General features: G+C 41.5%; 24 protein-coding genes. 10 read left to right on the top strand and 14 right to left on the bottom strand.

Translation table 11 applies throughout. The annotated features are described in order from the left end of the window. Positions 1–100 precede the first annotated feature (100 nt). Entirely contained in the window at positions 101–1,219 is a 1,119-nt protein-coding gene (locus tag CYK47_RS09930; RefSeq protein ID WP_122901316.1) for an alkane 1-monooxygenase, read from the top strand. Positions 1,220–1,263: 44 nt separating this feature from the next. Here the strand turns inward: CYK47_RS09930 and CYK47_RS09925 are convergent, their stop codons facing one another. From CYK47_RS09925 to CYK47_RS09915, 3 genes are all read right to left on the bottom strand, one after another. Beyond that, entirely contained in the window at positions 1,264–2,265 is a 1,002-nt protein-coding gene (locus CYK47_RS09925; protein ID WP_122901353.1) for a glycosyl transferase family protein, read from the bottom strand. A 134-nt stretch (positions 2,266–2,399) separates the two neighbouring features. After that, positions 2,400–2,897 (bottom strand): DJ-1/PfpI family protein, encoded by a 498-nt coding sequence (locus CYK47_RS09920; RefSeq protein WP_164709178.1) that lies wholly within the window; start codon positions 2,895–2,897, stop codon positions 2,400–2,402. Positions 2,898–3,005: 108 nt separating this feature from the next. Next, complete coding sequence (locus CYK47_RS09915) at positions 3,006–4,724, bottom strand: AMP-binding protein (protein WP_122901312.1); 1,719 nt, start codon at positions 4,722–4,724, stop codon at positions 3,006–3,008. A gap of 317 nt (positions 4,725–5,041) precedes the next feature. Here CYK47_RS09915 and pheA point away from each other — a divergent pair, with 317 nt between their 5' ends. From pheA to CYK47_RS09895, 4 genes are all read left to right on the top strand, one after another. Further along, positions 5,042–6,151, top strand: coding sequence for a prephenate dehydratase (gene pheA / locus CYK47_RS09910; RefSeq protein WP_122901310.1), 1,110 nt, complete (start codon positions 5,042–5,044; stop codon positions 6,149–6,151). A gap of 64 nt (positions 6,152–6,215) precedes the next feature. Beyond that, positions 6,216–7,307 carry a histidinol-phosphate transaminase gene (hisC, locus tag CYK47_RS09905; protein ID WP_122901308.1) on the top strand — a complete coding sequence of 364 codons (1,092 nt, stop codon included), beginning with the start codon at positions 6,216–6,218 and terminating at the stop codon, positions 7,305–7,307. A gap of 3 nt (positions 7,308–7,310) precedes the next feature. After that, positions 7,311–9,557 carry a bifunctional prephenate dehydrogenase/3-phosphoshikimate 1-carboxyvinyltransferase gene (locus CYK47_RS09900; protein ID WP_122901306.1) on the top strand — a complete coding sequence of 749 codons (2,247 nt, stop codon included), beginning with the start codon at positions 7,311–7,313 and terminating at the stop codon, positions 9,555–9,557. A 112-nt stretch (positions 9,558–9,669) separates the two neighbouring features. Then, positions 9,670–10,041 carry a hypothetical protein gene (locus tag CYK47_RS09895; RefSeq protein ID WP_122901304.1) on the top strand — a complete coding sequence of 124 codons (372 nt, stop codon included), beginning with the start codon at positions 9,670–9,672 and terminating at the stop codon, positions 10,039–10,041. A gap of 34 nt (positions 10,042–10,075) precedes the next feature. On the opposite strand, the gene CYK47_RS09890 is transcribed toward CYK47_RS09895, so the two are convergent. Next, a complete protein-coding gene (locus CYK47_RS09890; RefSeq protein ID WP_122901302.1) occupies positions 10,076–10,708 on the bottom strand; it encodes an alpha/beta hydrolase in 633 nt (210 codons plus the stop codon). A 122-nt stretch (positions 10,709–10,830) separates the two neighbouring features. Here CYK47_RS09890 and yaaA point away from each other — a divergent pair, with 122 nt between their 5' ends. Then, positions 10,831–11,610 (top strand): peroxide stress protein YaaA, encoded by a 780-nt coding sequence (gene yaaA, locus CYK47_RS09885; RefSeq protein ID WP_122901300.1) that lies wholly within the window; start codon positions 10,831–10,833, stop codon positions 11,608–11,610. A 33-nt stretch (positions 11,611–11,643) separates the two neighbouring features. Here the strand turns inward: yaaA and CYK47_RS09880 are convergent, their stop codons facing one another. From CYK47_RS09880 to CYK47_RS09860, 5 genes are all read right to left on the bottom strand, one after another. Beyond that, positions 11,644–13,077 carry a cryptochrome/photolyase family protein gene (locus tag CYK47_RS09880; protein WP_122901298.1) on the bottom strand — a complete coding sequence of 478 codons (1,434 nt, stop codon included), beginning with the start codon at positions 13,075–13,077 and terminating at the stop codon, positions 11,644–11,646. A gap of 87 nt (positions 13,078–13,164) precedes the next feature. Further along, entirely contained in the window at positions 13,165–14,175 is a 1,011-nt protein-coding gene (locus CYK47_RS09875; protein WP_164709177.1) for a hypothetical protein, read from the bottom strand. 93 nt (positions 14,176–14,268) lie between these two features. Further along, positions 14,269–14,751: an FKBP-type peptidyl-prolyl cis-trans isomerase gene (locus tag CYK47_RS09870; RefSeq protein WP_122901294.1), complete on the bottom strand. Its 483-nt coding sequence runs from the start codon at positions 14,749–14,751 to the stop codon at positions 14,269–14,271. A gap of 136 nt (positions 14,752–14,887) precedes the next feature. Beyond that, on the bottom strand, positions 14,888–16,189 hold the full coding sequence (locus tag CYK47_RS09865) for an NAD(P)/FAD-dependent oxidoreductase (protein ID WP_122901292.1): 1,302 nt from the start codon (positions 16,187–16,189) through the stop codon (positions 14,888–14,890). Between the two features lie 108 nt (positions 16,190–16,297). Continuing rightward, complete coding sequence (locus tag CYK47_RS09860) at positions 16,298–17,593, bottom strand: D-alanyl-D-alanine carboxypeptidase family protein (RefSeq protein ID WP_122901291.1); 1,296 nt, start codon at positions 17,591–17,593, stop codon at positions 16,298–16,300. 180 nt (positions 17,594–17,773) lie between these two features. Between CYK47_RS09860 and CYK47_RS09855 the strand changes: the two genes are divergently transcribed. Together CYK47_RS09855 and CYK47_RS09850 are read left to right on the top strand one after the other, a co-directional pair. Further along, a complete protein-coding gene (locus CYK47_RS09855) occupies positions 17,774–19,477 on the top strand; it encodes a M61 family metallopeptidase (RefSeq protein ID WP_122901351.1) in 1,704 nt (567 codons plus the stop codon). Positions 19,478–19,540: 63 nt separating this feature from the next. Next, entirely contained in the window at positions 19,541–20,593 is a 1,053-nt protein-coding gene (locus tag CYK47_RS09850; protein ID WP_122901289.1) for a DUF2971 domain-containing protein, read from the top strand. 23 nt (positions 20,594–20,616) lie between these two features. On the opposite strand, the gene paaI is transcribed toward CYK47_RS09850, so the two are convergent. After that, a complete protein-coding gene (gene paaI, locus CYK47_RS09845) occupies positions 20,617–21,006 on the bottom strand; it encodes a hydroxyphenylacetyl-CoA thioesterase PaaI (RefSeq protein ID WP_122901287.1) in 390 nt (129 codons plus the stop codon). 163 nt (positions 21,007–21,169) lie between these two features. Continuing rightward, positions 21,170–21,958 (bottom strand): rRNA large subunit pseudouridine synthase E, encoded by a 789-nt coding sequence (locus tag CYK47_RS09840; RefSeq protein ID WP_122901285.1) that lies wholly within the window; start codon positions 21,956–21,958, stop codon positions 21,170–21,172. A 549-nt stretch (positions 21,959–22,507) separates the two neighbouring features. Here CYK47_RS09840 and CYK47_RS09835 point away from each other — a divergent pair. Further along, complete coding sequence (locus tag CYK47_RS09835; protein ID WP_122901283.1) at positions 22,508–23,047, top strand: M23 family metallopeptidase; 540 nt, start codon at positions 22,508–22,510, stop codon at positions 23,045–23,047. Here the strand turns inward: CYK47_RS09835 and CYK47_RS09830 are convergent. Both CYK47_RS09830 and CYK47_RS09825 read right to left on the bottom strand, forming a co-directional pair. After that, entirely contained in the window at positions 23,023–24,225 is a 1,203-nt protein-coding gene (locus CYK47_RS09830; RefSeq protein ID WP_122901281.1) for a YbfB/YjiJ family MFS transporter, read from the bottom strand. The genes CYK47_RS09835 and CYK47_RS09830 overlap by 25 nt on opposite strands. An 85-nt stretch (positions 24,226–24,310) precedes the next feature. Next, positions 24,311–24,895, bottom strand: coding sequence for a flavin reductase family protein (locus CYK47_RS09825; RefSeq protein WP_213072425.1), 585 nt, complete (start codon positions 24,893–24,895; stop codon positions 24,311–24,313). Between the two features lie 85 nt (positions 24,896–24,980). Here CYK47_RS09825 and CYK47_RS09820 point away from each other — a divergent pair, with 85 nt between their 5' ends. Next, a complete protein-coding gene (locus CYK47_RS09820; RefSeq protein WP_122901279.1) occupies positions 24,981–25,811 on the top strand; it encodes a PhzF family phenazine biosynthesis protein in 831 nt (276 codons plus the stop codon). Between the two features lie 36 nt (positions 25,812–25,847). Here the strand turns inward: CYK47_RS09820 and CYK47_RS09815 are convergent, their stop codons facing one another. Further along, entirely contained in the window at positions 25,848–26,243 is a 396-nt protein-coding gene (locus tag CYK47_RS09815) for a DUF3144 domain-containing protein (RefSeq protein ID WP_122901277.1), read from the bottom strand. Positions 26,244–26,303: the final 60 nt, after the last annotated feature.

Below are 26,303 nucleotides of genomic sequence, written 5' to 3'. Positions count from 1 at the left end.
AAAAAGACACCTTCGGGTGTCTTTTTTATTGCAGGAATACACGATCAGGGCTGTATGGAGCATGGCATAATCTAAGCATAACTTGCTGAGGAGTAGCACAATGCATGCTGATCCAAAACGTAAATTGTGGCTGTTGGGACTGAGTATTCCTGTGATTGCAACAGGGGCATTAATTGGCTTTGCCAAAGGTCCAAAAGTGCTGCAGAGCTTATTTGCCAGTACCGGCTTAATCACCTTACATGGCCTGATTCCTTTTTTTGATCGTTATTTTGCTGAAGATTCACAGCCACTGCCCCCACAACAACTCAAACAATTACAACATGATCCTTATTATACCCGTGTGGTCGCCGCCTATATTCCGCTGCAATACGTCGCCAATCTGTATACGGCGCACTTAGCCACGCGCAAAGACACTGCACTATTAGACACAGTGCTGCTCGCGAGTTTATTGTCTGTGGTAAATGTGGTGGGGATGAATGTCGCACATGAACTAGGGCATAAATCTAAAACATATAAACATTTGTTGGCGCATATTGCCTTGTTACCCAGCGCCTACTCACATTTTAGAATTGAACATAATTATGGTCATCATCGCTTTGTCGCCACGCCACTCGATTCGGCATCTGCTTATTATGGGGAGTCATTTTGGCGCTTTTTGCCGCGTACGGTGATGGGTGGTTTTAAATCTGCGATTAACATCGAAAAAAATCGTTTAGCGCGTAGACATTTAAGCTTTTGGAGTTTAAACAATGAGTTACTGCAAGTCTGGACAGCAGGATTGATCTATCATGGCTGCATGCTCAAGCTTTTTGGTAAAAAATGGCTGTTATTCCAAGCAGTGCAAGTTGCGTACACCATTACCTTATTAGAAGCGGTGAATTATATGGAGCACTATGGTTTAAAACGGCAACGCCTTGCCAATGGTGATTATGCGCCTGTGACAGCGCAACACAGTTGGAACCATAACAGCCTATTTAGTAATTTACTGTTTTATCAATTACAACGGCATAGAGACCACCATGCGCATCCGACTAAACCGTTTCAATTGCTGGAGAGCGACCCTACAGCACCGTTATTACCCAAAGGCTACGGTGCCTTGTTTGGCGATGTATTTAGACCAAAGCGTTGGTTTAGGCTGATGCATCCGCGCTTATTGCAGCATTATCACCATGATCTAAGCCAAATTCATCAACGCTCAGATCATGCTCAGGCAAGTTAAAGTACTGAATGTGCACACTCGCACAGCATCAAACTTTTATACATCTATACATCAAAGCGCGTTTGCCACAGCTCGCGCGCTTTTTGCATGGCTGCAGGATAGTTGTCACATACGCCCATCGTGTATAGGGCAATGCCCATGGTTTCCGGCACAGCAATTTCGCCATAAGCATGTGATGCTTTGCCTTCCCATACGGCTTTAAAAATACTTAAATCCAGTTCCTCTTCGATTGGGCTACGATTTTCAGTCAGTTTAGGCAATTCATGCTCATACAGCTCGCCATTTTGAATGCCACAAATTAAGGTTTTGGCATCAGGATTACGTTCAAATTCACCGCCTTCGCCTTTAATCACCGCACTGTTTTGATAACCTAACTTAAATGCAGCTTGCTGATGCGAACTACGGTAAGCAGGGTGGAAAATCGCTTGCAAAGTAGCTTTGGCATTAAATGGATTAATTAAACGTGCCAAAGTATGAATCGGGGAACGTAAACCCATGACATTTCGTAAGCCAATCAAATCACTTAAAATTGGCGAGATTGCATGTAACGGCAAATAGGCAAAATTATGTAAAGCCAATTGCTGCTCTACATCATTATCTGAAGCACAAATTGAATAGCCTAAGTATTGTAAGACTTGTTCGGTATAAAGGCGGTTAATCGTATGTCCTGAAGCGCCGTGCATCACTACTTTATAGCCATGCTTGGCTAAAGTTAATGCGGCCAGTAAAAACCACGGATAATGTTTACGTTTGCCGGCATAAGATGACCAGTCTAAATCCACATCTAAGGCCTTAAATTGCAATTGATCACGGGTGGCTTGCACAAAACCTGCTAATTCATCTACAGATTCTTCTTTGACTCGGAGCAACATTAAAAATGCACCGAGCTGCACATCCAACACCTCATCTTTTAAAATCATCGAAAATGCTTGATAGGCTTCTTCATAGCTTAACGAGCGCGCCCCATTTTTGCCTTTGCCCACAATACGAACAAATTGGGCAAATGGATGTTCAAAATCTTGATAAATGTTACGTTTGTTATTCATAGCGTGCATCAAAGTCAATGAAAAGCTGATGGTTGTATTGTGCATCAGGGCGGCAAGGATAAAAACTCTTTTTATGAGCAGCAGATTGATCTCTCGTACATGCGAGATACAAGCTATCAGCCAATTTTTTGTTTTTACGCGCGTAAAACCTGTAGGGTTTCTTGCAAAAATGCAGGTAAATCGGCAAGGCTACGATTTGAGATATACAGATTATGGTCATTAACCACGGCTTGATCTAGATACACCGCGCCCGCAGCAGTTAAACGTGTTTGGCAATCTTTAGCGGCAGTTAAACGTCGACCATAAGCGACTTTGGCGGCAATGAGTAATTCAGTGGCATGACTCAAACTAAAAATCGGTTTATGCGCGTTGGCCACACGTTGTACAAAATCACTCACCCAAGGATGCTGCTCTAAGGCAAATAGCATTAAGCCATCAATCCCCAATACACAGACATCAGGTAAATGCTGTTGTAGTTGGACAGGGGTGCGTTTTTCGCCATAAATGACCTGATCCAGACATGGACTAATATGAATCAGCTGATGCCCAGCACATTGTAAGGTATCGGCTGTGGCTAAATATTCAGCATCACTAAAGTTGGGGCCTAGTAACAGTGCTATATTTTTAGACATTGAGACCATCCTTAGAAATCTTTTTATTTTCTGTATTAGCCTAACCACAAAACCCTGCTTGATGCAGGGTGTTTTTGTGGTGAAATGATCATTTAAAGTAAATGCGTTTTAAGCAGATTTGGCATGCTGTTTACGTTGCCGCAGTTCGGCGCGTAAAATTTTACCCACGGTAGATTTAGGTAGTTCAGCCAAAACTTCAATATATTTAGGCACCTTGTAGGCGGTGAGGTGATGGCGGCAATGTGCCATGAGTTCCTCGGGCGCGATACTTTGTTCTGTGGCAATAAAGGCTTTGACTGCCTCACCAGTTTGAGGGTCATCCACAGCAATGACTGCCGCTTCTCGAATATGTGGATGTAGCATCAGCACCGCTTCAACTTCATTGGGATATACATTAAAACCCGAAACCAATACCATATCTTTTTTGCGATCTAAGATATAACAAAAGCCTTCGGCATCAATTTTGGCAATATCACCTGTATGCAGCCAGCCATCAATAAAAGTCTCTTGGCTTTCTGCGTCACGATTTAAATAAGCTGTGACAATATGTGGGCCTTGCACACACAGTTCACCCGCTTGATTGATGCCTAGCTCTTGACCTTGATCATCAATAATTTTGATATTAGAACCTTGAAATGGAAAACCAATTGAACCACGACGGATTGGATCAAGTGGCGGATGTAACAGCGCTGCACAACTGGTTTCGGTCATGCCATAGCCTTCTAAAATAGGGCCAACGATTTGGGTCCAACGTTCGGCGGTACTTGGGCGTAGGGCTGTACCACCAGCAATGGCACAATTTAATTGAGGTGGATGATTTACAAACCACTCTTCTGCCAACAAGCCAGCATATAAGGTATCCACGCCTGTCAGCCAAGTGATGTTAAATTGTTCAAAGGCGGGTTTTAAATTGTGCATTGGGCGAGGAGATGGGATTAAAACATTATGTCCACCTGCTTGCATAAAGCTTAAAAAATTCACGGTAAATGCAAAAATATGATACAGCGGAATGGCAGTTAAAATGCATTGCTGATGGTCAATAGGTCTCTTATAGGCCTCTAGATAATGTGTCATCATTGCAATTAAATGAATTAAGTTTTGATGACTAATAATCGCGCCTTTACTGCGTCCTGTTGTTCCGCCTGTGTATTGATATACTGCCGTGGCATGTTGCTGGGGCCGGTAAGGGGCTAATGCTGCCCCTTGTGCGAGTGCAGCTTCAAAGCGTTCAAAAGGCAAACTAGGTGTGCTACAGCGCTGTTGTTGCTTGGCTTGCTCACGCAAATGTTGCGCCAACTGCTGCTGAATCGGTGCAGGGAAAAAATCACTTAAACTTGCGGTTAAAAGTTTGAGCTGTGCTAATTGGGGCTGTTGCTTAATGACTTTTTCAAAAGTATCTAAAAATAAATCCGAGACAATTAAGGCTTTGGCTTGGGTATCGCTTAATTGATATTCCAATTCGCGTGCGGTATATAATGGATTGATATTACTGATAATCACGCCAATTTTCCAACATGCCAATACCGCAATTGGATAATGCAGGCTATTAGGTAGTTGAATACCGATGACATCGCCAGCTTGGAGCTGCCAAGTATGTTGTAAAAAATTCGCCAAATGATTGGCAGAGTGTTCAATTTGCTGATAGTTCAGTGTTTGGCTAAAGCCATTGGCTAATACAATACTAAAAGCAGGTTGCTTGGCATAGTGTGTGACAGCATGTTGTAACAGCTCAGTTAAATGCTGGGCTAAAGGCTGTTTGCCAAAAGGCTGCTCAATGAGTTGTTTTGGGAAATGTTGTTGCCACGGTCGCTCACTAGAAAGGGTCATGCATATCATCCTTGATCGTTATTATTGGTTTTAGGGCTTTAATGTGCATAAAAAGAGGCGCTTTGCCTAGTTGAAAAATTGCCAAAAAACAGGGCAAATTTGCCAATTTTGTGGGGCTTTTGAGTCAAGATAAAACTAATGGTTATAGGTGCCTAAACAATAAGAAATGGGTTGCAATAAGCTCGAGATGAAATTGCAGTTATTTTAATCAACTGTCTGTTTTTAAGACTGAATCCATTAAAGTTGTATTGCGCAACATTTCAAAGCTCTCTATTGTTATACTGTTTGCATCACATTTCCTGAAGGGCGACATAACAATGGTCAACGACGATCAAAACACAACGACTTCTCTTGATTTAGCTAAAATTCGTGAAGATATCGACTCGGTAGATCAACAGATCCAACAACTGATTAGCCGCCGTGCGCGTTTAGCTGAAGCTGTTGCAAAAGCCAAATTTGCGCAAGAAGAGAATCCATTGTTTTACCGTCCGGAACGTGAAGCGCAAGTGTTACGCAATGTCATGGAGCGTAATGATGGCCCGTTGTCTGATGCAACCATGGCGCGTTTATTCCGTGAAATTATGTCAGCATGCTTGGCGCTAGAAGCACCGCAAAGTATTGCCTTTTTAGGGCCTGTGGGTACTTATACTCATTCGGCAGTGCTCAAGCATTTTGGTCAAGATGCTGTAGTACGTCCATTACCCACCATTGATGAAGTATTCCGTGAAGTCGAAGCAGGCAGCGCGCATTATGGTTTAGTACCAGTTGAAAACTCATCGGAAGGTGTAGTGAACCATACTTTAGATTGCTTTAAAGCTTCGCATTTAAATGTGATTGGTGAAGTCGAGTTACGTATTCATCATCAATTCTTAATTTCTGAAAATACCCGTAAAGACAGCATTAAACAAATTTATGCCCATCAACAAACGTTGGCGCAGTGCCGTGGTTGGTTAGACGCGCATTATCCAGGTGTTGAACGTGTGGCATTAAGTTCGAATGCAGAAGCGGCGCGTCGTATTCGTAACGAATGGCATTCAGCTGCTATTGCCTCTGAAATTGCAGCCAACATTTATGACTTAGAAATCCTACATAGCAATATTGAAGATAACCCTGAAAACACCACGCGTTTCTTGGTCATTGGTCGTGAAAAAGTGCCACAAAGCGGCAATGACAAGACTTCATTGTTAATTTCTGCGCATGACCGTGCTGGTGCATTACTGGAAATTTTAGCGCCATTTGCTAAACACAATATTAGCTTAACCAGTATTGAAACGCGTCCGGCACTACCAGAGAAATGGGCTTATGTGTTCTTTATTGATTTAGAAGGTCACATCGAGCAAGAACAAGTGAAAGCGGCGATTGAAGAAATCCGTCCTTTAGTCAAAGAAGTGCGTGTGCTTGGTTCATACCCAATCGCTGTGCTATAAGTTTTAAGCCGAGTGGGGCGCGCAGTTCTGCTCGGTATAATTGTCTCCATCGGGAAGTTAGAATATGACCTTTGTGCCAGCCAATGACGGCATTGCAAAATTAAAGCCTTATCAACCAGGTAAGCCTATGAGCGAATTAGAACGCGAATTGGGTTTAACGGATATTGTTAAATTAGCTTCCAATGAAAACCCACTGGGTTGTTCAGAGAAAGTCAAACAAGCCGTTGCAGCAGAGTTGGCGGAAATTGGACGTTATCCAGATGGCGGCGGTTATATTCTAAAAGACCAAGTGGCACAGCAATTTAATGTTCAACATGAGCAAATTACCTTAGGTAATGGTTCAAACGACTTATTAGAAATGTTTGCGCGTGCCTTTGTTTCAGACAAAGATTCAGTGGTGTATAGCCAACATGCCTTTGCAGTGTATGGTTTGGTGACCCAAGCGATTAATGCTGAAGCCATTGAAGTGCCTGCAAAAGGTTTTGCGCATGATTTAGATGCCATGGCCAAAGCAGTCAAAGACAATACCAAACTGATCTTTATTGCCAATCCAAATAACCCAACCGGTACTTGGTTTGAAGAAGCCGAATTTGAAGGCTTTATGCAGCAAGTCCCAAGCAACGTGATTGTGGTGTTAGACGAAGCGTATGTGGAATATTTCCCAGAAAACTTCAACAGCTTAAAGTTCTTAGAAAAATATCCAAATTTAATTATTAGCCGTACTTTATCTAAATGCTATGGCTTAGCTGCTTTACGTGTTGGTTTTGCTTTAGCTTCTGCTGAAGTAACGGATTTTTTAAACCGTATTCGTCAGCCATTTAACGTCAATCATCTGGCGATGGTAGCGGCAGTTGCGGCACTTAAAGATGAAGAATTTATTGAAAAATCTCGCGTTTCCAATAAAGCCGGTATGGCGCAATTGGAAGCAGGTTTTCAAGCATTAGGCTTAAATTATGAGCCATCACGCGCCAATTTCTTATTGGTAGATGTACAAGCTGATCCTGCGGCAACCTTTAATGCCTTACTTAAAGAAGGTGTCATTGTGCGTCCTGTAGGGATTGCCAACCATCTACGTGTATCGATTGGTACTGAAGCTGAAAATGCGAAGTTCTTAAAAGCATTGGCTAAAGTTTTGGCATTAGAGGCAACAGCATAACTAATGTCACAGCTACAGTTTGAAAAAGTTGCCTTTATTGGCTTAGGTTTAATTGGTTCGAGTTTGGCACGGGTAATTCAAGCCCATGCTTTAGCCAAAGAAGTGGTGGCTTCAACGCGTTCTGAAAAAACGCTCAGCGATGCCAAAGCTTTAGGTCTCATCAGTCAGGGCTATACTAACCCGATTGACGCCGTGCAAGGTGCCGATCTTGTGGTGTTGGCTTTGCCTGTGCGTGCGACGCAAAAAGTCCTTGAAACGATTAAACCGTATTTAACTGCCAATTGCATCATTACGGATGTAGGCAGCACCAAAGGCAATGTGGTTGAGGCGGCCAAAGCGGTTTATGGTGAAGCCTTACCTGCCGGTTTTGTGCCGGGGCATCCCATTGCCGGGGCTGAACATACTGGGGTACATGCTGGTAAAGTGGATTTATTTGCCAATCACAAAGTGATTTTAACCCCACTACCGACAAGTAGCACATGGGCGGTCGAGCGACTGATTCAACTGTGGCAAGCCGCTGATGCGGAAGTGATTTGTATGGATGTGGCCAAGCATGATGAAGTCTTGGCGCATACCAGTCATTTACCGCATTTAATGGCCTTTAACTTGGTTGAGCAATTGGCCAACCGAGAAGATAACTTAGATATTTTTCGCTATGCCGCAGGGGGCTTTCGTGATTTCTCGCGTATTGCTGCCAGCGATCCACAAATGTGGCATGACATCTTTTTTGCCAATAAAACGGCTATTTTAAAAGCGGTCGATGGCTTTGAACAACAATTGGCCGTGATTCGAAAACTGATTGAAGATGAAGATTCACAACAACTGATGGGCTTATTGGGGCATGCTCAAGCCGCACGTCAGCACTTTAATCATATGCTTGCTAAAAAACCTTTGCTGGAGAACACACAAGTGACACAACAATTTACAATCCAACCGGGTGCTAAGAATTTTCAAGGTAAATTTACCGTACCAGGTGACAAATCCGTGTCACATCGTTCAATCATGTTTGGTGCGATTGCAGAAGGCACCACGCATGTTACGGGTTTTTTAGAAGGTGAAGACGCTTTAGCCACGCTACAAGCCTTTCGCGATATGGGTGTATCCATTGAAGGGCCAAAAAATGGTGAAGTCACGATTCATGGTGTAGGGATGCATGGCTTAACAGCGCCAAAATCTGCGCTGTATATGGGCAACTCAGGCACTTCAATGCGTCTGTTATCGGGTATGTTGTCGGCACAAGCGTTTGATTCTGTGATGACAGGTGATGCCTCATTGTCTAAACGTCCAATGGAGCGTATTGCCAAACCATTACGTTTAATGGGTGCGCAAATTCAAAGTACGGGCGAACGTGGTACACCACCAATCTCAATTTCTGGGGCACAAGCTCTTAAAGGTATTCATTACGACTTACCCATGGCATCAGCACAGGTGAAATCAGGTATTTTACTGGCAGGTCTATGGGCAGAGGGAGAAACCTCTGTCACAGAACCTGAGCCAACTCGTGATCATACCGAACGTATGTTGCGTGCTTTTGGTTATGAGGTAAAAACTGAGGGTAACCGTATTTCTTTGCAAGGCGGTGGTAAATTAGTCGGTACCAACATTCAAGTTCCTTCTGATATTTCATCTGCTGCATTCTTTATGGTCGGTGCTGCAATCACTGAAAATGCTGATGTTACCTTAGAAGCAGTCGGGATTAACCCAACCCGTACTGGCATTATCGAAATCCTCAAACAAATGGGTGCGGATATTACCGTCCAAAACGAGCGTATTGCAGGCGGTGAGCCAATTGCCGATATTCGTATTCAAGGTACACGTACCTTAAAAGGTATTCACATTCCTGAAGATCAAGTGCCATTGGCGATTGACGAATTCCCAGCCTTATTTATTGCTGCGGCATGTGCCGAAGGTCAGACTATCTTAACCGGTGCAGCTGAATTACGTGTCAAAGAATCAGATCGTATTCAAGTGATGGCGGATGGTTTAACGACCATGGGCATTGACTGCACACCAACTGAAGATGGTATTATCATTCAAGGTAAAGGTCAGTCAGGTGAATGGGGTGCAATCTTCACGGGTGGTGAAATTGAATCGCATCATGATCATCGTATTGCGATGAGTTTTGCGATGGCAGGCCTACGTACGTCGGGTGAGATTAAAATTGTAGGTACAGAAACAGTTGCCACTAGTTTCCCAAGCTTTACTCAATTGGCTAACACAGCAGGTTTAGCAATTCAAGTGACTGAGTAATTAGTCTAAAATATGCTTAAAAAATAACCAACAGCCAAGTGATTCACTTGGCTGTTTGGCTTTATAGGCATATGCTGCATCTATACAACAAAAATGTCTTTTGGATGCATAGATGAAAAAGCTACAATTTATTGCACACTGTGAAGCAAATAATAATGTGAATGACTGCGCTGTGGCACAAAAACAGGTCACACAACTATTGGCAGATAAATTGGCAGACTTTGGTTTTAAAACCTTGTCACAAAGTGGTGATCATATTGCAGTGAGTGTCGAAGCACATGAGTTGCCTTTGGCGGTAACCTGCCAAAGTCAAGATGACAATGGACATATGGTTTGCGAAATCAGTTCTTATCCAGCAGAAGAACAAGATTGGTTAGATCGTATTGCTGAACAAAGCTTACTGAATCAATTGGCACAAGCGGTAGAAAGTACTTTAAAAGCTGAGTCTGGTTTTAGTCAGTTTGAGTGGAAAGAATTTAACTGATAAAAAAACCTCGCAAGTTGCGAGGTTTAAAGGCTTAACCCAAAGTTAAATAACGGGTCATAGCTAAACGTAATTGTTTTAAATAACCAGTAAAGAAGTGGTTTGCGCCTGGTAAAATGGTTACCAAATGACGCTGTGGGCGTGACCATTCAATCATGTCTGAGAGTAAGGTTACATCATCGGCTTCGCCGTGAATAAATAAGATATCGCCTTTAATCGGTGGGGTCACATAATGACGTACACCCGCAACGGTTGCAGTGGGTAAACCACAAATCATCGCTTGTTTGGGTTGTAATTCGACTGGTAAAGCCGCATAGGCTTTGACCATTACATGCGCACCAAAACTAAAACCACCTGCATAAAAAGGCACAGTAATATGTTTTTGGCGAGCAAACTTAATTACATCTAATACATCATCCGTTTCGCCAAAGCCTTCATCATGCACGCCTTCACTTGCGCCTGAACCACGAAAACTTGGACGGTAGACCACACAACCACGCTCTAAATACATCTGCGCTAACAGCACAGGTACTTTATGATGTGGCGTACCACCTTGTAGAGGATGAGGATGGCACACAACAGCGAATCCTTTCACTTCACCCTGAGGGTAATCTACAAAAATTTCAATTTTGCCAGCTTGGCCTTGGATGAAAATTTGTTCAGACATAATTAACAGTCAGGTAAAGAAACAACGGGCTATTCTACCGATAATGCTCAGTAAAAACACAGATTGGAATTAAAATTACGCTGCTGTTATATTTGTTTAATTATTTTTTGATCAAATTTTCTATGCTTATTCTGATTTCGCCTGCGAAAACCCTCGATTATGATACTGCCTTACCTACAGATCGACATACTTTACCAAGATTGTTAGCCCACTCACAACAGCTCATCGACCTAAGTCGTAGTTTGTCCGCCAGTGAAATTGCCAGTTTGATGAGCGTGAGTGATAAAATTGCGCAGCTGAATGTGGCACGTTTTCGTGATTGGCAGCCTGAGTTTAATTTTGCCAATAGTCGCCAAGCAATTTTTGCATTTAAAGGTGATGTATATACGGGTTTAGATGCCTATAGCTTGTCGGATCAGCAATTAGAATATGCCCAACAAAAGTTACGTATGTTGTCGGGTTTATATGGGTTGCTAAAACCTTTAGATTTAATGATGCCTTATCGTTTAGAAATGGGCACACGTTTAAAAAATCCGCGTGGCAGCAATTTATATGCATTTTGGGATCATCACATTACCGAGCTTATTCAGCAAGATTTAGACGCTAATCACAGCCAGCTCGTGGTGAATTTGGCCTCGGATGAATACTATAAAGCCGTCAAAGAAAGCCAACTTAAGGCACAAGTGATTAAGCCTGTGTTTTTAGATCAAAAAAATGGCAAATATAAAGTGATTAGTTTTTATGCCAAAAAAGCCCGTGGTTTAATGGCACGCTACATCATCGAACAGCAAATTCAAGATCCAGAGCAGTTAAAAGATTTTGGCGTAGATGGTTATTATTTTGATGCTACCAGCTCTACAGCTAATGAATGGGTATTTAAACGCGACGAAGCCGCTGCCTAAATGTCAAAGTCCCGATCATAGATCGGGATTTTTTTATCCTGTTTTAAACGCAGCTAATGCGCGTAAACGACTTTGTTTTAAATCTACGATGGGTTTTGGATAGTCTAGCTTACGCGTAGGATATTTAGCATAAGGGTCATGAATGTCTTGGTCATTTAAATGCGCCAATTCTGGCACCCAACGGCGGATATAAGCACCCTTTGGGTCAAACTTTTGTGATTGACTAATGGGGTTGAAAATTCGGAAATAGGGCACGGCATCGGTGCCTGTAGAGGCGCACCACTGCCAGCCACCATTATTGGCTGCGAGGTCACCATCGATCAAATATTGCATAAACCATGCTTCGCCGATCCGCCAATCAATGAGTAAATTTTTACTTAAGAACATCGCCACAATCATACGCACACGATTATGCATCCAACCTGTGGCATGCATTTGTCGCATCCCTGCATCTACAATTGGAATACCCGTTTGACCCTGTTGCCATGCAGCGAGGTCTTCAGGTGCATCGCGCCATGGTAAGTTTCGGGTATTGTCCTTAAACGGTAAGTGTTTAGACACTTGAGGGAAATCAAATAAAATATGTTGATAAAATTCGCGCCACAATAACTCATCTAGCCATGTCTGTTGTCCCTGATTGTCAAAATGAAAATTGCCATATTGCGCCCGAAATAAAGCCTGTACGCAGGTACGAATTGATATAATTCCTGTATTTAAATAAGCAGATAACTGACTGGTACCATTAAGATCAGGATAATCACGTTCATGTTGATAATACTCAACTTGATCTGCAATAAAGCTATCTAAACGCTCAAGCGCAGCATCTTCACCTACAGGCCAAAGTGCTTGTTGCTCAGGTCTAATCTCGGTAAAGCCCAATTCAGTTAAGCTTGGCAGATCATTAAGCTCAGGCGCTAAATCTAGAGTAAGCGGTGCTTGTGGACTTGGCACAGGATAGCATGGCGCTAAAGCGTGACTTAAACGTGCATAGCACTGTTTTTTAAAGGCACTAAACACCTGATAGGGCTGGTTGTTTTGATTACGAATTGAAGCCAGTGGAAATAAAGTACGATCATGAAAAAACTCTACAGCTATGCTATGCGCTTGTAATTGCTGTTGTACCTGTTGATCACGTTCGCGCTCATTCCAACCCACTTCATGGTTGGCATAGAGCTTCTCAATCGCATAAGTTTGGCACAGCTGTAGCATGGCTTGAGCGATGTCTTGCCACGTATTCATTTGTAACACCAGTAAAGGGACATTGAGTGCCTGTAATTGTGTTTGCAGCTGTTGTAATTGACGTAAATAAAAATCAATTTTAATTTGCGCATCCTGATGCAGCCGCCATTGCTGTGCGGATAACACCACCACAGCCAAAGTTGGCCCAGCTTGCATGGCATAATGTAAGGCGCTATGGTCAAAGGTACGTAAATCTTGGCGTAGCCAAACCAGTTGATTTTTAGGCATATTACTCAAATTCCTAGCCAATAAGCAGCAGTCTAGCGTCCATGCAGTGAATTTTTTGTAACCGCATGAGTCTTGCTGTACAGTATATTAAGGTTGAAGCTGAAGCCGTTTTAATTGCTGCACTTCTTTGGTTTGATAGTCTTGGCTAATGAGCGCGGCTTGAATGTTTTTCCAAATCATAGCATCCCATTGTTTTAAGCGCTGATCACTTTCTTTCCAGTTGTAAGCATTCCATTGTTTATCTTTACTGATTTTTAATGAACTTTGCTCTAGGTTCTGCATCAGATTTAGTACCAAAGCTGTATTGCGCCATTCATGATCTTTAAATACCAAACTGCCATTGCTATAGCGCATTTTTTGTAAATGCGCTGGAATTACGAGGCGGTCGTGACCCTCAATCACACTTAGACGTTTCCAAAGTGGATTATAAGCCTTGCCAATAATTTCTTTTTGAATGCCACGACTGCTTTGAGGAAGTGCAGGCAAATTTTTGGTTGAAGATACCAAATCGACACGTAAAGCGCGTTCTGACCAATTGGCTAAACTTTCTAGGTACCAAGTGTTTTTAAACTGCGTGTAGCCATATTGATACAAATGAAACAATTCATGGGTCACAGTGGTCCAATAGTTGCCAGGAAAATCTTTTAGATCGCTAGAAATATGCAGTACCAAACTACAAGGCATTGGATTGGGTAAATTAGGATGACTTGCAGGTGCTTCATAGGCCACCCCGTTGCCTTTCATATCCTGAATAAAAATACTGATGTTTTTTACATTGTTATAGCGTGGACTGTGTAGTGGATGACGAAAACCTGCGGCTTTAAAAATCTCACGACTGGCGATTGCTTGAGTGGCGACATCTTCGACATAATCAGGTACAGCATTGTTATTTTGATCTTTGATTTGTTTTAAACGATGTTTAGAGCTGGCTAATGTGGAATAAAAGATGCGAAACTCATCTTTTTGATAGACTTTATTAAAATCTTGGGCTTGGGCGAGGGCATTGCTACGACACTGAACGGGCTGATCAATATTCTTGCTACATGCCATTTGAGTCGCGGCGCAGGCGAAGAGGGCAATTAAAAATGGAGATTTCATAGGTTAAACTTATTATCATCTTCATTGGATTAAAAACCAAGCCATAAAAAAAGGCAAAGTAAAATACTTTGCCTTTTTGTAGATCAGACGATCTTAGTGGTGGTGACCACCTACACCGTGTACGTGACCGTGATCTAATTCTTCTTGAGAAGCATCACGGATGTCTACGATTTCTACGTCAAATGTTAAGTCTTGACCAGCAAGTGGGAAGTTTGCATCAACGATTACGTTTTCGCCTTCAACTGCTTTCACAGTTACGATTTGAACGCCATCATCAGTTTGCGCTTGGAACTGCATGCCCGCTTGGATGTTGTCTACGCCTTGGAACATTTTTGCAGGAACTTCTTGTACAAGTTCAGGGTTGTATTCGCCGTAACCTTCAGCTGCAGGTACAGTTACAGTGAATTTGTCGCCAACAGCTTTACCAAGTAAGGCGTTTTCTAAACCAGGGATGATGTTGCCTGCACCTTGCAAGTATACAAGTGGCTCGCCTTGAGATTTATCAAGAACTTCACCCTCAGCGTTAGTCAATGTGTAGTGGAAAGATACCACGTGGTTATTTGCAATTGCAGTCATGTTATTGATCCATTCAATAAATTTCTAAAGATACATCATAAAGGGAAAAATAAATTTATCGAAGAGATTTCGCTAAAATTCGCATTTTTACCATTCTAATGCTGTTTTTTTATTAATAAGGGCAGTCCAACAAATTTCAATGCAATTTTATCTTCGGGCCAATATTTTTTGTCATCAGATCCTTAGCTGTCAGTAATCCGGCATGCGTATAGCCATGAATATTGGCTTGATGGACGCGATACAAGGAGACATACATGGATTTTGCAATCACACCATGAATATTAACCTTGCCCAACAATTCACCCACCGCACTATGCTGACTTAAGGACACCAATGAGCCTTTTTCTGAAAATTTAAACATCGGCAAAGGACGCTGCGCCACCCGGGCTTTCATGGCACGTACTAAGAAGCTGGCTTGTTGACTGGCGACTTGAGCGCGTGGGGCAAGCGGTGGTTCATTGGCAATCGGTTGACAATGGGCGCAGTCACCAAAGGCAAAAATATCAGGATCAATCGTGGTTTGTAAGGTCGCAAAGACATGCAGACGATTAAGACGATCTTTTTCAAACTCTGTGAGGGTATTGAATACATCTGGAGCTTTAATACCTGCTGCCCAAACTTTAATTTCAGCATTTAGTTGGCTGCCATCGGCAAAATGCACGTATTCGGCATCGACTTTTGCCACACGGTGGTGAGTGCATACCTGAATGCCTAAGTCTTCGAGTTGTTGCTGCGTATGTTCTGAGGTTTTTCCTGAAAGCGCAGGTAAAATACGATCAGCTGCTTCAATGAGGGTGATGTTGACTTTTGTTGGGTCAATTTTGGTTAAACCATATTGATAGAAGCTTTCTTTGGCATGAATCAACTCTGCTGCTAATTCGACCCCAGTGGCACCTGCGCCAATAATCGCGATATTTAACGCACGGGCATCGGGGAGGTGCTGTGCATCTAAATATAAATGCAATAAATCTTGTTGAAATTTTTGCGCTTGTTCTAAATTGTCTAAAAAATGACAATATTGTTTAACACCTTCGGTATTAAAGTCATTGGAGTTCGAACCTAAAGCCAAGATCAGCGTGTCATAGTCTAAACTCATGTGGGTCGTACTGGTGCTATCACTATTGGCGGCTTTTTTAGCCCACTGTTCGCTTTGAATGCTGACGCGTTTATTATGTCGATCGACCCCAACAAAGCGTCCTAGCACAAATTGGTAATAATGCTTTGCGGCATGAGCAAAATAGTTGGTTTCTTCTTCATGAATATTTAAACGTCCTGCAGCAATTTCATGCAATAAGGGTTTCCAAATATGAGTGAGTTTTTGATCGACCAAAGTGATTTCAGCTTTACTGGATTTGCCTAAGCTATTGCCTAATTGGGTTGCTAACTCTAAACCACCTGCACCACCACCAATAATCAAAATTTTATGGGTTGTTGTCATCGTTTCCCTATTGTTGTTATATAAAAAAAGAGATGGCATCACTATGCCATCTCTTTTAAAGGCAATTCAGCAAAAATTGTTATACAAGTTACATAAAGTTACCTGAAATCACAGCATGATTTTAGCTTTACGCTTAACTTGATGCCAAAGATCATTTAGCCAGTTAGAAAACTGAGCAAAGATATTGATTGAATCTAAGTTAATTTGGTTTTCAATAGAAAAGCTACGCAGCAATTGATCATTTTGATACACTTTAACTTCAGCTAAATCCATCTTTTGCTGTAACGGTGCAGCTAAGCTTTGTTGTGGTAGATGAATATCTAGCTTAGTTTGCGTCTGGGTAAGCGGCTCAATCACTTGTACTGCACCATTAAGCGCTGTATAGCGCAGGCGCTGGCTGGCTTGATCAAAGTCTTGAAGATGGATGGGGAAGCTTTGCTGATACAATGAGGTGGTGGCAACTTGTGGTGTCAAAGCTTTGACATGGAACCACGTATAATTGGATTTTTTCACAGGGATTTCAGCCACTGTTTGCCCAGCTTTAATGACTGCTTCATTACGGGTATAGGTATAAGCGATATTCATGAGCTTATGTGCCACTTCGGCACGTTTTTGCGCGTTTGGTGTACCCAAAACCACCACCAGCAAACGACGTTCAGGTGTATAAGGATTGCCTGTTGGGCGTTTGGCTGTTAAGGCTAAGTTATAACCTGCTGCCTTGGTAAAACCAGTTTTTAAGCCATCGACACTTGCATCTACAGGCAACAGTAAATTGGTGGCATGGTGGAAGATATTGTGATAGCTAAAATTCGGCATTTTAGAATAATGCAGATAATAGGGGGTTTGATTGACTAAGGCTTGACCCAATAAAGCTAAATCTGCGGCACTTGAGTAATGCTCTGGCATGGTAATGCCAGGTGGATTCTCAAAATTGGTATCTTGCATCCCTAAGGCTTTGGCCTCTAGATTCATACGTGCTACAAAATTGGGCACATGACCTGAAATGCGTTCTGCGAGCATTAATGCAGCATCATTGGCTGACATCACAATCAAACCTGCCAGTAAAGTATCAACACTCACGCTTTCACCCACTTTTAAGCGCATTTGCGATTCATCCCACATCACCTGATTGACCACAGGGCTGACGGTGAGGACTTCATCTAATTTTAGCTGACCAGTTTGAATCTCTTTTAATGCAATATACGCGACCATCATTTTGGTGAGTGAGGCAGGAGCACGCTTTACATGGCTATTATGTTCAGCAATCACTTGACCTGATTGTGGATCAACAATGGTCCACGCTTGGGCTTCGACAGATTCAGGGGCAATGTTAAGTAAGTTGGCATAGCTCGCCGTGGAGCATAATAGCCCCAAGCTTGCCAACAGGTAAAACACAGATTTCAAGGCGGTTCCTTATTTGCCAATCCATTGACAAAGCAATCTAAAAAAAGTCTGCGCATGCTATGCCTTTTTTTTTCTTCTGGCTAGTCAAAAAGCCGACAAATGCAACGTCTATGCATTGCTTGGCAAAAAAATGTTAAGCTTCTTGCTAAGTTATCTATTTTATTTTTTGTCTTGCCCATTATGTTGCATTATCAAATCGAATTTGACGATTATCGTCAGCATCTTGCTCATGTCACTTTACGTTTTGTGGCGGAGCCAACGCAGGTTTTAGCACTGCCAACGTGGATTCCAGGCAGCTATTTAATCCGTGAATTTGCCAAGCATTTAGAAAGCGTACGTGCCTATGATGAAGAAGGGCGTTTGCTACAAATTGAGAAATTTGAAAAGAATAAATGGAGTTTATTTAACACCGATTACGAGTTAATCACGGTTGAATATGACGTGTATGCCTATGACTTATCGGTACGTGGCGCTTATGTGGATGAAACACGTCTATACATCAATCCAGCGTGCGCTTGCCTTGGTTTAGAAGGTCAAGAAGATAAAGCCGTAGAAGTTGAAGTGTTCTTGCCAGATGAGTTAAAACACTTCCAAATTGCCACAGGTTTAAAAGTTCGTAGTTTGGTTAAAGGTCGTTTTACTTTAGAAGCCGACAACTACACGCAGCTAATTGATTCACCATTTGAATTGGCAGAGCAAACCCGTTTTAGCTTTGAAGCTGAAGGCATTGCCCACGAATTTGTGGTGTCAGGCAAACATGTCATGAACGCTGAGCGTATGCAGCAAGACATTCAAAAAATCTGTGCCACAGAAATTCAAATGTTTGGTTCGGCGCCATTTAAAGACTATACCTTTATGACCATGGCAACCGGTAATAGTTATGGTGGTTTAGAGCACCCAAACAGCACCAGTTTAATTACACCGCGTGCCGATTTACCCAAAGCCAATGAACCTGAACAGCCATCGAAGGACTATCAGCGTTTCTTAGGATTATGCAGCCATGAATATTTCCATTCTTGGTTGGTAAAATTTATCCGTCCGGAAAACTTCGTCAATTATGATCTCAATAAAGAAGGCTACACTTCTTTATTATGGATCTTTGAAGGCTTTACTTCTTACTACGATGATTTAATTTTATTACGTAGTGGTGTGATCAATCAGGATGCCTATTTAGAGTTACTCAAAGCGCAAATTGATCGTTATTTACAAAATCCGGGTCGTTTTGTGCAAACCGTTGCTGAATCGAGCTTTGATGCGTGGATTAAGTTCTATCGTCAAGATGAAAACTCTAATAATGCCGGCACGAGCTATTACAACAAAGGTTGTTTAGTGGCGTTATGTTTAGACTTGGGTTTACGTTTACGTGGTGCAAGTTTAGATGCCTTAATGCGTAAATTGTATGAAAACGCACAAAACGGTATTCAGGTGAATCAACGCACCATTTATGATTTATGTAAAGAATTAACGGGTGATAATTGGCTTGAGCAAATCAACCATTTAGTCAATACAACTGATGAATTGCCACTTGATCAGTTATTCCCTGAGTTTGGTATTTCCTATCAAGTCAAAGATGACAAAGCTTTAGCCTTTGGTTTAAAACTGAGTGATAAGCCTGAAGGTGTTGTGGTTCAGTCTGCACGCCGTGATGGTGCAGGGGCAAAAGCAGGTCTCTCTGCCAATGATGTGATTATTGCCATTGATGGTTTAAAAGCCTCAGAAAAGTTACTTGCAAGTTATGCCAAGCAACAAGGTACATTTACTGTACTTGCCTTCCGCCGTGATGAGTTAATGCAATTTGAAGTCACAGCAGCAGAAACGGGCTTAGCGTCTGTTGAGTTAAAAGTGGCAGATCAAGCCAAAGCTGAAAAATGGCTTAAAGCATAATTGCACTTTAAGCAGTTTTAAATTAAAATCCATGTTTCGACATGGGTTTTTTTATGGAAAATAATGAAATTATATAAATATAGATATGGTTCTAAGCGAGATTTAGAGTCTTTACAAAATAATTATTTTTATGTGCCACATGCAATCGCATTAAATGATCCATCAGAAAATTTATTTAATGAACAAGATGTTTATTCTGAATTAGAAATATTTGAGAATTTATCGGGTTTATCGACATCAGATATCAAAAAACAAGTTGAAGATTTGTGTAAGAAAGTAAGAGCTGAGATCGGTATCTTTTCATTAAGTCAGACATTTAATGATGAATTGTTGTGGGCATACTATGCAGATTCGCATAGTGGATTCTGTATAGAATATGATTTGGAGAAAATTAACGAGTTAAGAGCATTTAGTTGCGCATTTGAGGTTGAATACGCGGATAAAAGACCAAAGCTAAAGTTACATAATCTTATTCAAAGTGGAGAAAAAGAGATAGAAGATTTTTTGAGAATTACGTCAGGTACGAAATCAAAAAAATGGAAACATGAACAAGAATTTAGGATCTGCATCGAACCCTTTGGTCGTTTTATTTATGACTATCGAGCAGTTAAGGCGATTTACTTTGGCATGAGAATGCCTAAATTGAAGAAAGATTTGGCTAAAGATAATAATAAGAAACCTGATAGTTCAGCCAAAGTTTGTCAACAACAAGTGATGGAAATTTTAAAAGGGCGGGGTATAAAATATTATCAAATGCAACTTAAGCCTGATAGTTACGAATTTGAGTATCAGGAAGTTGAAGATATGTATAAAAATTCAAAAAAGTACAAAGATAAGACTCATATCATTCCAATAGATCAAATTGATTATAAGGACTATGGGCATGGAATCGAAAAGCATTATTTTGATAAGGTTGCTTACATAATTACTAAAGAACCATATTTTTATGAGTTAAATAGCATTCACATTTCTAAAGAGGAGTCCATTAAGAGAAATGAGCCTATAATTTTTGCAGGATTCTTCCATGAGAAAAATAATCCGCGTCAAATTAAAAGATATTTCACTCTTAATGAAATTGATAAAGAATATCAGAAGGTAATTGGTGCATCTAAATAAAGCCCACTTTCGTGAGCTTATTTTTATTTAATAATCCGCGAAGTACCACGAAACTCAGCAACAATCTGCTGCTTTTGATTGGTGACGGTAATATCATAAATCCCTGTACGACCACTCGTCGTTTTATGTTCTGCCGTGGCAGTTAATACATCACCTAACATACCCGCCTTTAAATAATTAATACTACAATGCTGACCTACAGCAGGATGCTCACCTGTATTACACGCAATCGCAAAAGCCGCATCACATAGCGCAAAAATCACAGCACCATTACAAGTTTGATGCCCTTGTAAATGCTGTTCGGTAACTTTAAGTTCAACTGTTGCAGTATGCTCGGCAAAACTGACTAAATGCGCGCCCAATTGCTGCATCAGTCTGTCATTGTTAAACATGGGATTCGCGACTTGATCCATCAAAATCTTCCTTGTTTTGTTTATCAATTTTTATTGTGTGGCTATAGATAACATAAAGATCAAACAGAATTCAAGCCTTGAAAAAATAGCCTAAGTTGACTTCCCTTAAATGATAGACATAAAAAAGCCCACCACAAGGGCAGGCTGTTTGAGCAGCGTTTAATTAACCGCGACCACGGCCACGACCGCGAGGTGCTTTGGTATTTGGACGTGTAGTACCATTGGTCTTACGACGTGGCTTTTCACTGTCATCCATTTGCCAAATACGTTTGGTGCCTGATTTTTTCACAGAACCATCTTTATTTTTACGTACCATTGGCTTACCACCTGTACCACCCGGTTTTTTTACATAAGAACGTGAACGGTATGGTTCTTCCTTTGGTACATTTTGGAAATCTGAATATAACAAAGGTTCAATTTCTTTGGTTTCGCCTGGTTGTAAGCCCAATTGAACTAAATCAATTTGACCAATACGAGTACGAATTAAACGCAGTGTTGGGAAACCAACCGCAGCAGTCATACGACGTACTTGGCGGTTACGACCTTCACAAATTTGAATTTCTACCCAAGATGTTGGCACATTGACACGGTAACGTACCGGAGGATCACGATCCCACAACCATTCAGGTTGTTCAACTTTAATGGCTTTAGCAGGCAGCGTCATACCATCTTTAAGTTCAACACCTTTACGCAGTTGCTCAAGCGCCTCTTCAGTGATATCGCCATCCACTTGTACCAAATAGGTTTTAAACTTTTTGTTGGCAGGGTTAGTGATGTACTGGTTTAAGCCGCCATGATCAGTTAAAAACACCAGACCTTCTGAGTCCATGTCTAAACGACCCGCAAGACGTAAATCAGGATCATCGACAAAATCAGACATCGTCATATGTGCTTCGTCTTTACGAAACTGGGAGAGGACGTCATAAGGCTTGTTAAGAATGACGATTTTCATAAAAAAGCTTCTTCAATAATGTTAAAAATATAAAAACTGCTCTAGCTTGCTGTGACCTAAAATCAACAGTCCAAAATAAAGCAAAAAATTCGATGCTTATATTATGCGTCAAGATGCTAAGAAAGTATTGCTTGTTGCCAATTATTTTTATTTTAAACCACGAGTTTGGCTTGTTACATTGGGTGAAAAAGTGCATCGCTTTGCTGTTTAATGTAAAGTATAAAAATATAAATATTTGATTTATATGTATAAAAAATATATGGGTTTTACATTGCAATAAATTGCAATAGTGTTGCATTTGGCCTTAGCGCAAAATCCGTTACAGTGAACTCGTCTGTAAAAATCCTCAAGATCAATCTAGGAGAGAGCGAACATGGCACATAAGAAAAAGCAACATCAGCAGAAGCTGCAGCAAAAAGAGCAAGAGCAAAACAAAAATGATCAGCAGCAACAACAGCAGCAACCACAAAAAGCCCGCAAAAAAGCGAAATAATTAACCCTATCCAACATAAAACCCTCATTTTGAGGGTTTTATTATTTGGAGGACGTATGAGCAAATTGCTGTTATTCAGTGTCATGATGCTGCTACTCAGCGCTTGTCAGCCACCATCTGAGGCAGAAAGGTTGGGCTGGCAAACACCATATTGGTATTGGCATTTACAACGTCAACCCTTGTCCAAACCACTCAGCTTACCTGTACAAGAGGTACAGTTAAGTCAGATTAGTGATACATGGGGTGCTGCAAGAAGTGCGGGACGACGGCATGAAGGGGTTGATATCTTTGCCAAACGTGGTACCCCAGTACTCAGTACAACTCGAGGCGTTGTACGTGAAGTAGGCACCAATAACTTGGGTGGTAAAGTGATTTGGGTGACTGGACCTGCATTTAGTTCGCATTATTATGCACATTTGGATGATTATGCAGCCAATATCCAAGCGGGCGATTGGGTGGAAGCGGGCACACTGCTAGGCTATGTCGGCAATACGGGCAATGCCCGAGGAACACCGCCACATTTGCACTATGGAATTTATTTAAAAGGACAAGGTGCAGTCAATCCTTATCCTTATTTTAAAGAGGAAGTGCGTTGAGCTAGTATATTTTTTTGTTGTAATTCATGGCGCTTTAAATACAACAGGAAATAAATTAATCCACCTAACAGCACTAAGGCCGCTAATATAAATTGTTGGTTATAGGAAATTTGCATGCTTTGTAAGGCACTAAAACTTAAACCACCAATCAGTTGCACGGTGGCAAAGGTGATGGTCGCCATGCTCCAAAGCTTTTTATAAGCCAAGCCATAGCGTTGTAAAATGGTGTATGAGGTTAAAAACACCACAGCAGGATTGAGTAAACCCGTTAAAAACGAGGATAAAAAGGTTAATAAGGGAATTTGACTAAAAATAGCAAATAAAATCGCCGCAACATAACAACTGTATAGTACTTTTAAGGCCTTAAAATTACCCAGTTGCACTGCTAAGTAATAGGCTGTTACAGCCCCTAAGGCACTACCTAAGCCATATAAAATCCAATTAAAATTTATCCAAAACAAGGATAAAGCTAAACTTTGAGTTAAATAATCAATCCAAAACAAGGAATGTGGAATATAGGCAAAGGCACTACAGCCATACACCAAAATTAAACTTTTATATAAGCCATCAGCAGGCGTGTTGGGCGCCATAGTTTGGGTGTTGTGATCTAACTGCGCTTTAAAGGGATAAATAATCGCGGCAATGAGTGCGCTAAAACTTAATGCAAAGCCAAACAAAATCAGCCATGCAGTTGTAATGCTCAAACGATCTAAGTAAGGTGAAAATAAGGTGGCAGCCAGCACCCCAATACCGACACCGCTAAAGCCAATAAAGTTGATTTGTAGGCGTTTTGCTGCATCACAGCACTGTGCGACCACGGTAGGCGCTAAAATCATCAATAGGCCACCGCAGATGCCAGAAATAATCCGCCAACTGATATACCAAATGCCATCGAAGCCTACAAAGGCACAGCAGAATAAGCTTAAACTGCCAATTAAACCTGCCGTGCTTAAATAATGTAGCATTTTCACATTTTGCGCCAAACGCATGGCCCAAAATGCACCGATTAGATAACCCAACAAATTGGCACTTCCCAACAGACTAGCAAAGCTGGTGCTCCATTCAAATGCTAAACGGGTGCTGGGTAACAATGCGGTATAAGAAAAACGTAAAATCCCGACAGCAAGCGCGGTGCTGAGCATTAAAAAAATACTCAGCCGTTGTGTAATTGAGAACATCCTGTTCCTTGAGTTTTTTATTATTGCTTTAAATTTAGCCAATTGGGCGCTGTTTGCCTAGTGTTGTCAGACAGCAGGTTATAGTTTACTTGGACTGCGGTGCAGACACGGCATCACCAATCGTATAAAAATGCCCACCTGCCACATGATGTAAGCTCTTAAAACTTGGATCTACATCTTGATAGTGCCAGTGTCCATTACGAAAAACACGTTCATCGGCATAAGCTGCGACCACACGACCAATAAATAAATCATGCTGCTGTTGGTTATGCGGCTCAGGAATTAACTCACACAGCAACCATGCGCTACACCCTTGGACAACGGGAAGGTTTGCATGACCCTTAAAGTGAAATAACTCCACCCCACATTGACGTAATTTTTCTGGTGCATCATATTGGCTGATCATACCTAAGGCATAGACCAGATCAATTTGTTGTAGGGTAGGCACCTGTAAGGCAAAGCGACCTGAATGTTCGATAATTTCACGGGTTTTACAGCTTTTATCTAGTACCACAGTGACTTTGGCTGGGCTAAACTCTAAAGCGCAGGCCCAAGCAGCGCTCATTACGCCTGTAGTGTGTTGATCTTGACTGGACACTAACACCGTTGGCCCATGATTGATTAAACGATAGGCCTTATCTAAAGGTACAGCCTGTAAATGTTTGAGCATGATGTGCACTCGTGAAATGCGAATTATGCGGAGCCTAGCAAGAAAAGTCACTAAAATATAGCTAAATCAATGAGGAAGCATAATTATGCAGATGTATCAAGTAGATGCGTTTACAACACAATTATTTAAAGGCAACCCTGCCGCCGTGATTGTTACCGATGACTGGCTTGACGAGGCATTGATGCAAAATATTGCCTTAGAAAATAATTTATCTGAAACCGCATTTGTCAAAAAAATAGATCAGGAAAATTTTGAGATTCGTTGGTTTACGCCAACCACAGAAGTGGATTTTTGTGGCCATGCCACTTTAGCCAGTAGTTTTGTCATCTTTAAAGAGTTTAGCCCAGCAAAAACCATTTATTTTCATGTCAAAAATTTAGGTATTTTTATTGTCACGCAACATGCAGATGGCAAAATGAGTATGAATTTTCCAGTGCGCCGTGCTGAGTTGGTGACAGATGTGCCAAATGTGTTACGCCAAGCATTAACGAAACCCTTTAAAGCGGTGTATTTAAACCAGCAGGCTTATATTGTGGTCTATGAATCGGTACAAGATATTTTAGATGAAAAGCCAAATATGGAGCTGCTTAAAACCATGGGCAAAGTGCGTACTGCCATTACCGCAGATGCAACCCAATTAGATGTTGCGATCACCAGTCTTGCCAGTGATCAAGTCGCATATGACTGCGTATCACGTTATTTTGCACCAGCCAATGGCATTCCTGAAGATCCTGTCACAGGTTCAATTCATACAGGGATCATCCCGATTTGGGCAGAAAAACTAGCAAAAACTGAACTAACTGCCTATCAAGCCTCAAGCCGTGGCGGTACTTTGTATTGCAAAATGCTTGATAATGAACGTATTGAAATTTCAGGCTATGCGCGTTTATTTATGCAAGCTCAAATTGAGCTGTAAAGCGCGTAAAAAAAAGCCCCATCTAGGGCTTTTTAATTAATCGTGCGGTTTATGCTCATGTTTATGCGCGTGATGTTCTTCAGTGCGACGGAAACGTAAATAGTTTTCAAATTGGTCGCAATATTCATCATAGTTATCTTCAAGCATCAATTGGAATTGTTGCAATAAATATGACATCACTTGTTCTTTGGCCGCGCGCATCTCTTCGCCATCTTTAAAGTTGTTGGCAGCAACCCAAGTATTAAAGCGTGAGGCAGCAAACAACATTGCAGAGCTGACCTGACCACGCAGATCATGTGGTTTTACGCTTGAGCCTTTTTCAATGCTGCAAAAATCATTGGCTTGTTTAATAAATGCATCAGCCCGTTCAAAGAAAGCCGCATTTAACGCTTCTTCTTCGGTTACATCGGTTGCTTCAATCTTTTGAACCATGAACTGTTCCTAAACATCAATATCTAAAGCGCCATTATAGGCAAAGCCTTGCAGAAACTA

The sequence above is a fragment of the Acinetobacter sp. B51(2017) genome (assembly GCF_003711395.1).
Classification (GTDB): Bacteria; Pseudomonadota; Gammaproteobacteria; order Pseudomonadales; family Moraxellaceae; genus Acinetobacter.
The sequence above is the reverse complement of the archived record's forward strand: the minus strand, read 5'-3'. Positions and strand labels throughout refer to the sequence as shown.

Excerpts from the sequence above, each read along its gene's own strand:
- CYK47_RS09880 (WP_122901298.1), bottom strand. The coding sequence starts at position 13,077 with ATGCCTAAAAATCAACTGGTTTGGCTACGCCAAGATTTACGTACCTTT.
- yaaA (WP_122901300.1), top strand. The coding sequence starts at position 10,831 with ATGCTTATTCTGATTTCGCCTGCGAAAACCCTCGATTATGATACTGCC.
- CYK47_RS09890 (WP_122901302.1), bottom strand. The coding sequence starts at position 10,708 with ATGTCTGAACAAATTTTCATCCAAGGCCAAGCTGGCAAAATTGAAATT.
- CYK47_RS09850 (WP_122901289.1), top strand. The coding sequence starts at position 19,541 with ATGAAATTATATAAATATAGATATGGTTCTAAGCGAGATTTAGAGTCT.
- CYK47_RS09855 (WP_122901351.1), top strand. The coding sequence starts at position 17,774 with ATGTTGCATTATCAAATCGAATTTGACGATTATCGTCAGCATCTTGCT.
- CYK47_RS09900 (WP_122901306.1), top strand. The coding sequence starts at position 7,311 with ATGTCACAGCTACAGTTTGAAAAAGTTGCCTTTATTGGCTTAGGTTTA.
- CYK47_RS09930 (WP_122901316.1), top strand. The coding sequence starts at position 101 with ATGCATGCTGATCCAAAACGTAAATTGTGGCTGTTGGGACTGAGTATT.
- CYK47_RS09830 (WP_122901281.1), bottom strand. The coding sequence starts at position 24,225 with ATGTTCTCAATTACACAACGGCTGAGTATTTTTTTAATGCTCAGCACC.
- CYK47_RS09825 (WP_213072425.1), bottom strand. The coding sequence starts at position 24,895 with ATGCTCAAACATTTACAGGCTGTACCTTTAGATAAGGCCTATCGTTTA.
- CYK47_RS09840 (WP_122901285.1), bottom strand. The coding sequence starts at position 21,958 with ATGAAAATCGTCATTCTTAACAAGCCTTATGACGTCCTCTCCCAGTTT.
- hisC (WP_122901308.1), top strand. The coding sequence starts at position 6,216 with ATGACCTTTGTGCCAGCCAATGACGGCATTGCAAAATTAAAGCCTTAT.
- CYK47_RS09875 (WP_164709177.1), bottom strand. The coding sequence starts at position 14,175 with ATGAAATCTCCATTTTTAATTGCCCTCTTCGCCTGCGCCGCGACTCAA.
- paaI (WP_122901287.1), bottom strand. The coding sequence starts at position 21,006 with ATGGATCAAGTCGCGAATCCCATGTTTAACAATGACAGACTGATGCAG.
- CYK47_RS09920 (WP_164709178.1), bottom strand. The coding sequence starts at position 2,897 with ATGTCTAAAAATATAGCACTGTTACTAGGCCCCAACTTTAGTGATGCT.
- CYK47_RS09865 (WP_122901292.1), bottom strand. The coding sequence starts at position 16,189 with ATGACAACAACCCATAAAATTTTGATTATTGGTGGTGGTGCAGGTGGT.
- pheA (WP_122901310.1), top strand. The coding sequence starts at position 5,042 with ATGGTCAACGACGATCAAAACACAACGACTTCTCTTGATTTAGCTAAA.
- CYK47_RS09835 (WP_122901283.1), top strand. The coding sequence starts at position 22,508 with ATGAGCAAATTGCTGTTATTCAGTGTCATGATGCTGCTACTCAGCGCT.
- CYK47_RS09915 (WP_122901312.1), bottom strand. The coding sequence starts at position 4,724 with ATGACCCTTTCTAGTGAGCGACCGTGGCAACAACATTTCCCAAAACAA.
- CYK47_RS09895 (WP_122901304.1), top strand. The coding sequence starts at position 9,670 with ATGAAAAAGCTACAATTTATTGCACACTGTGAAGCAAATAATAATGTG.
- CYK47_RS09870 (WP_122901294.1), bottom strand. The coding sequence starts at position 14,751 with ATGACTGCAATTGCAAATAACCACGTGGTATCTTTCCACTACACATTG.
- CYK47_RS09815 (WP_122901277.1), bottom strand. The coding sequence starts at position 26,243 with ATGGTTCAAAAGATTGAAGCAACCGATGTAACCGAAGAAGAAGCGTTA.
- CYK47_RS09820 (WP_122901279.1), top strand. The coding sequence starts at position 24,981 with ATGCAGATGTATCAAGTAGATGCGTTTACAACACAATTATTTAAAGGC.
- CYK47_RS09925 (WP_122901353.1), bottom strand. The coding sequence starts at position 2,265 with ATGAATAACAAACGTAACATTTATCAAGATTTTGAACATCCATTTGCC.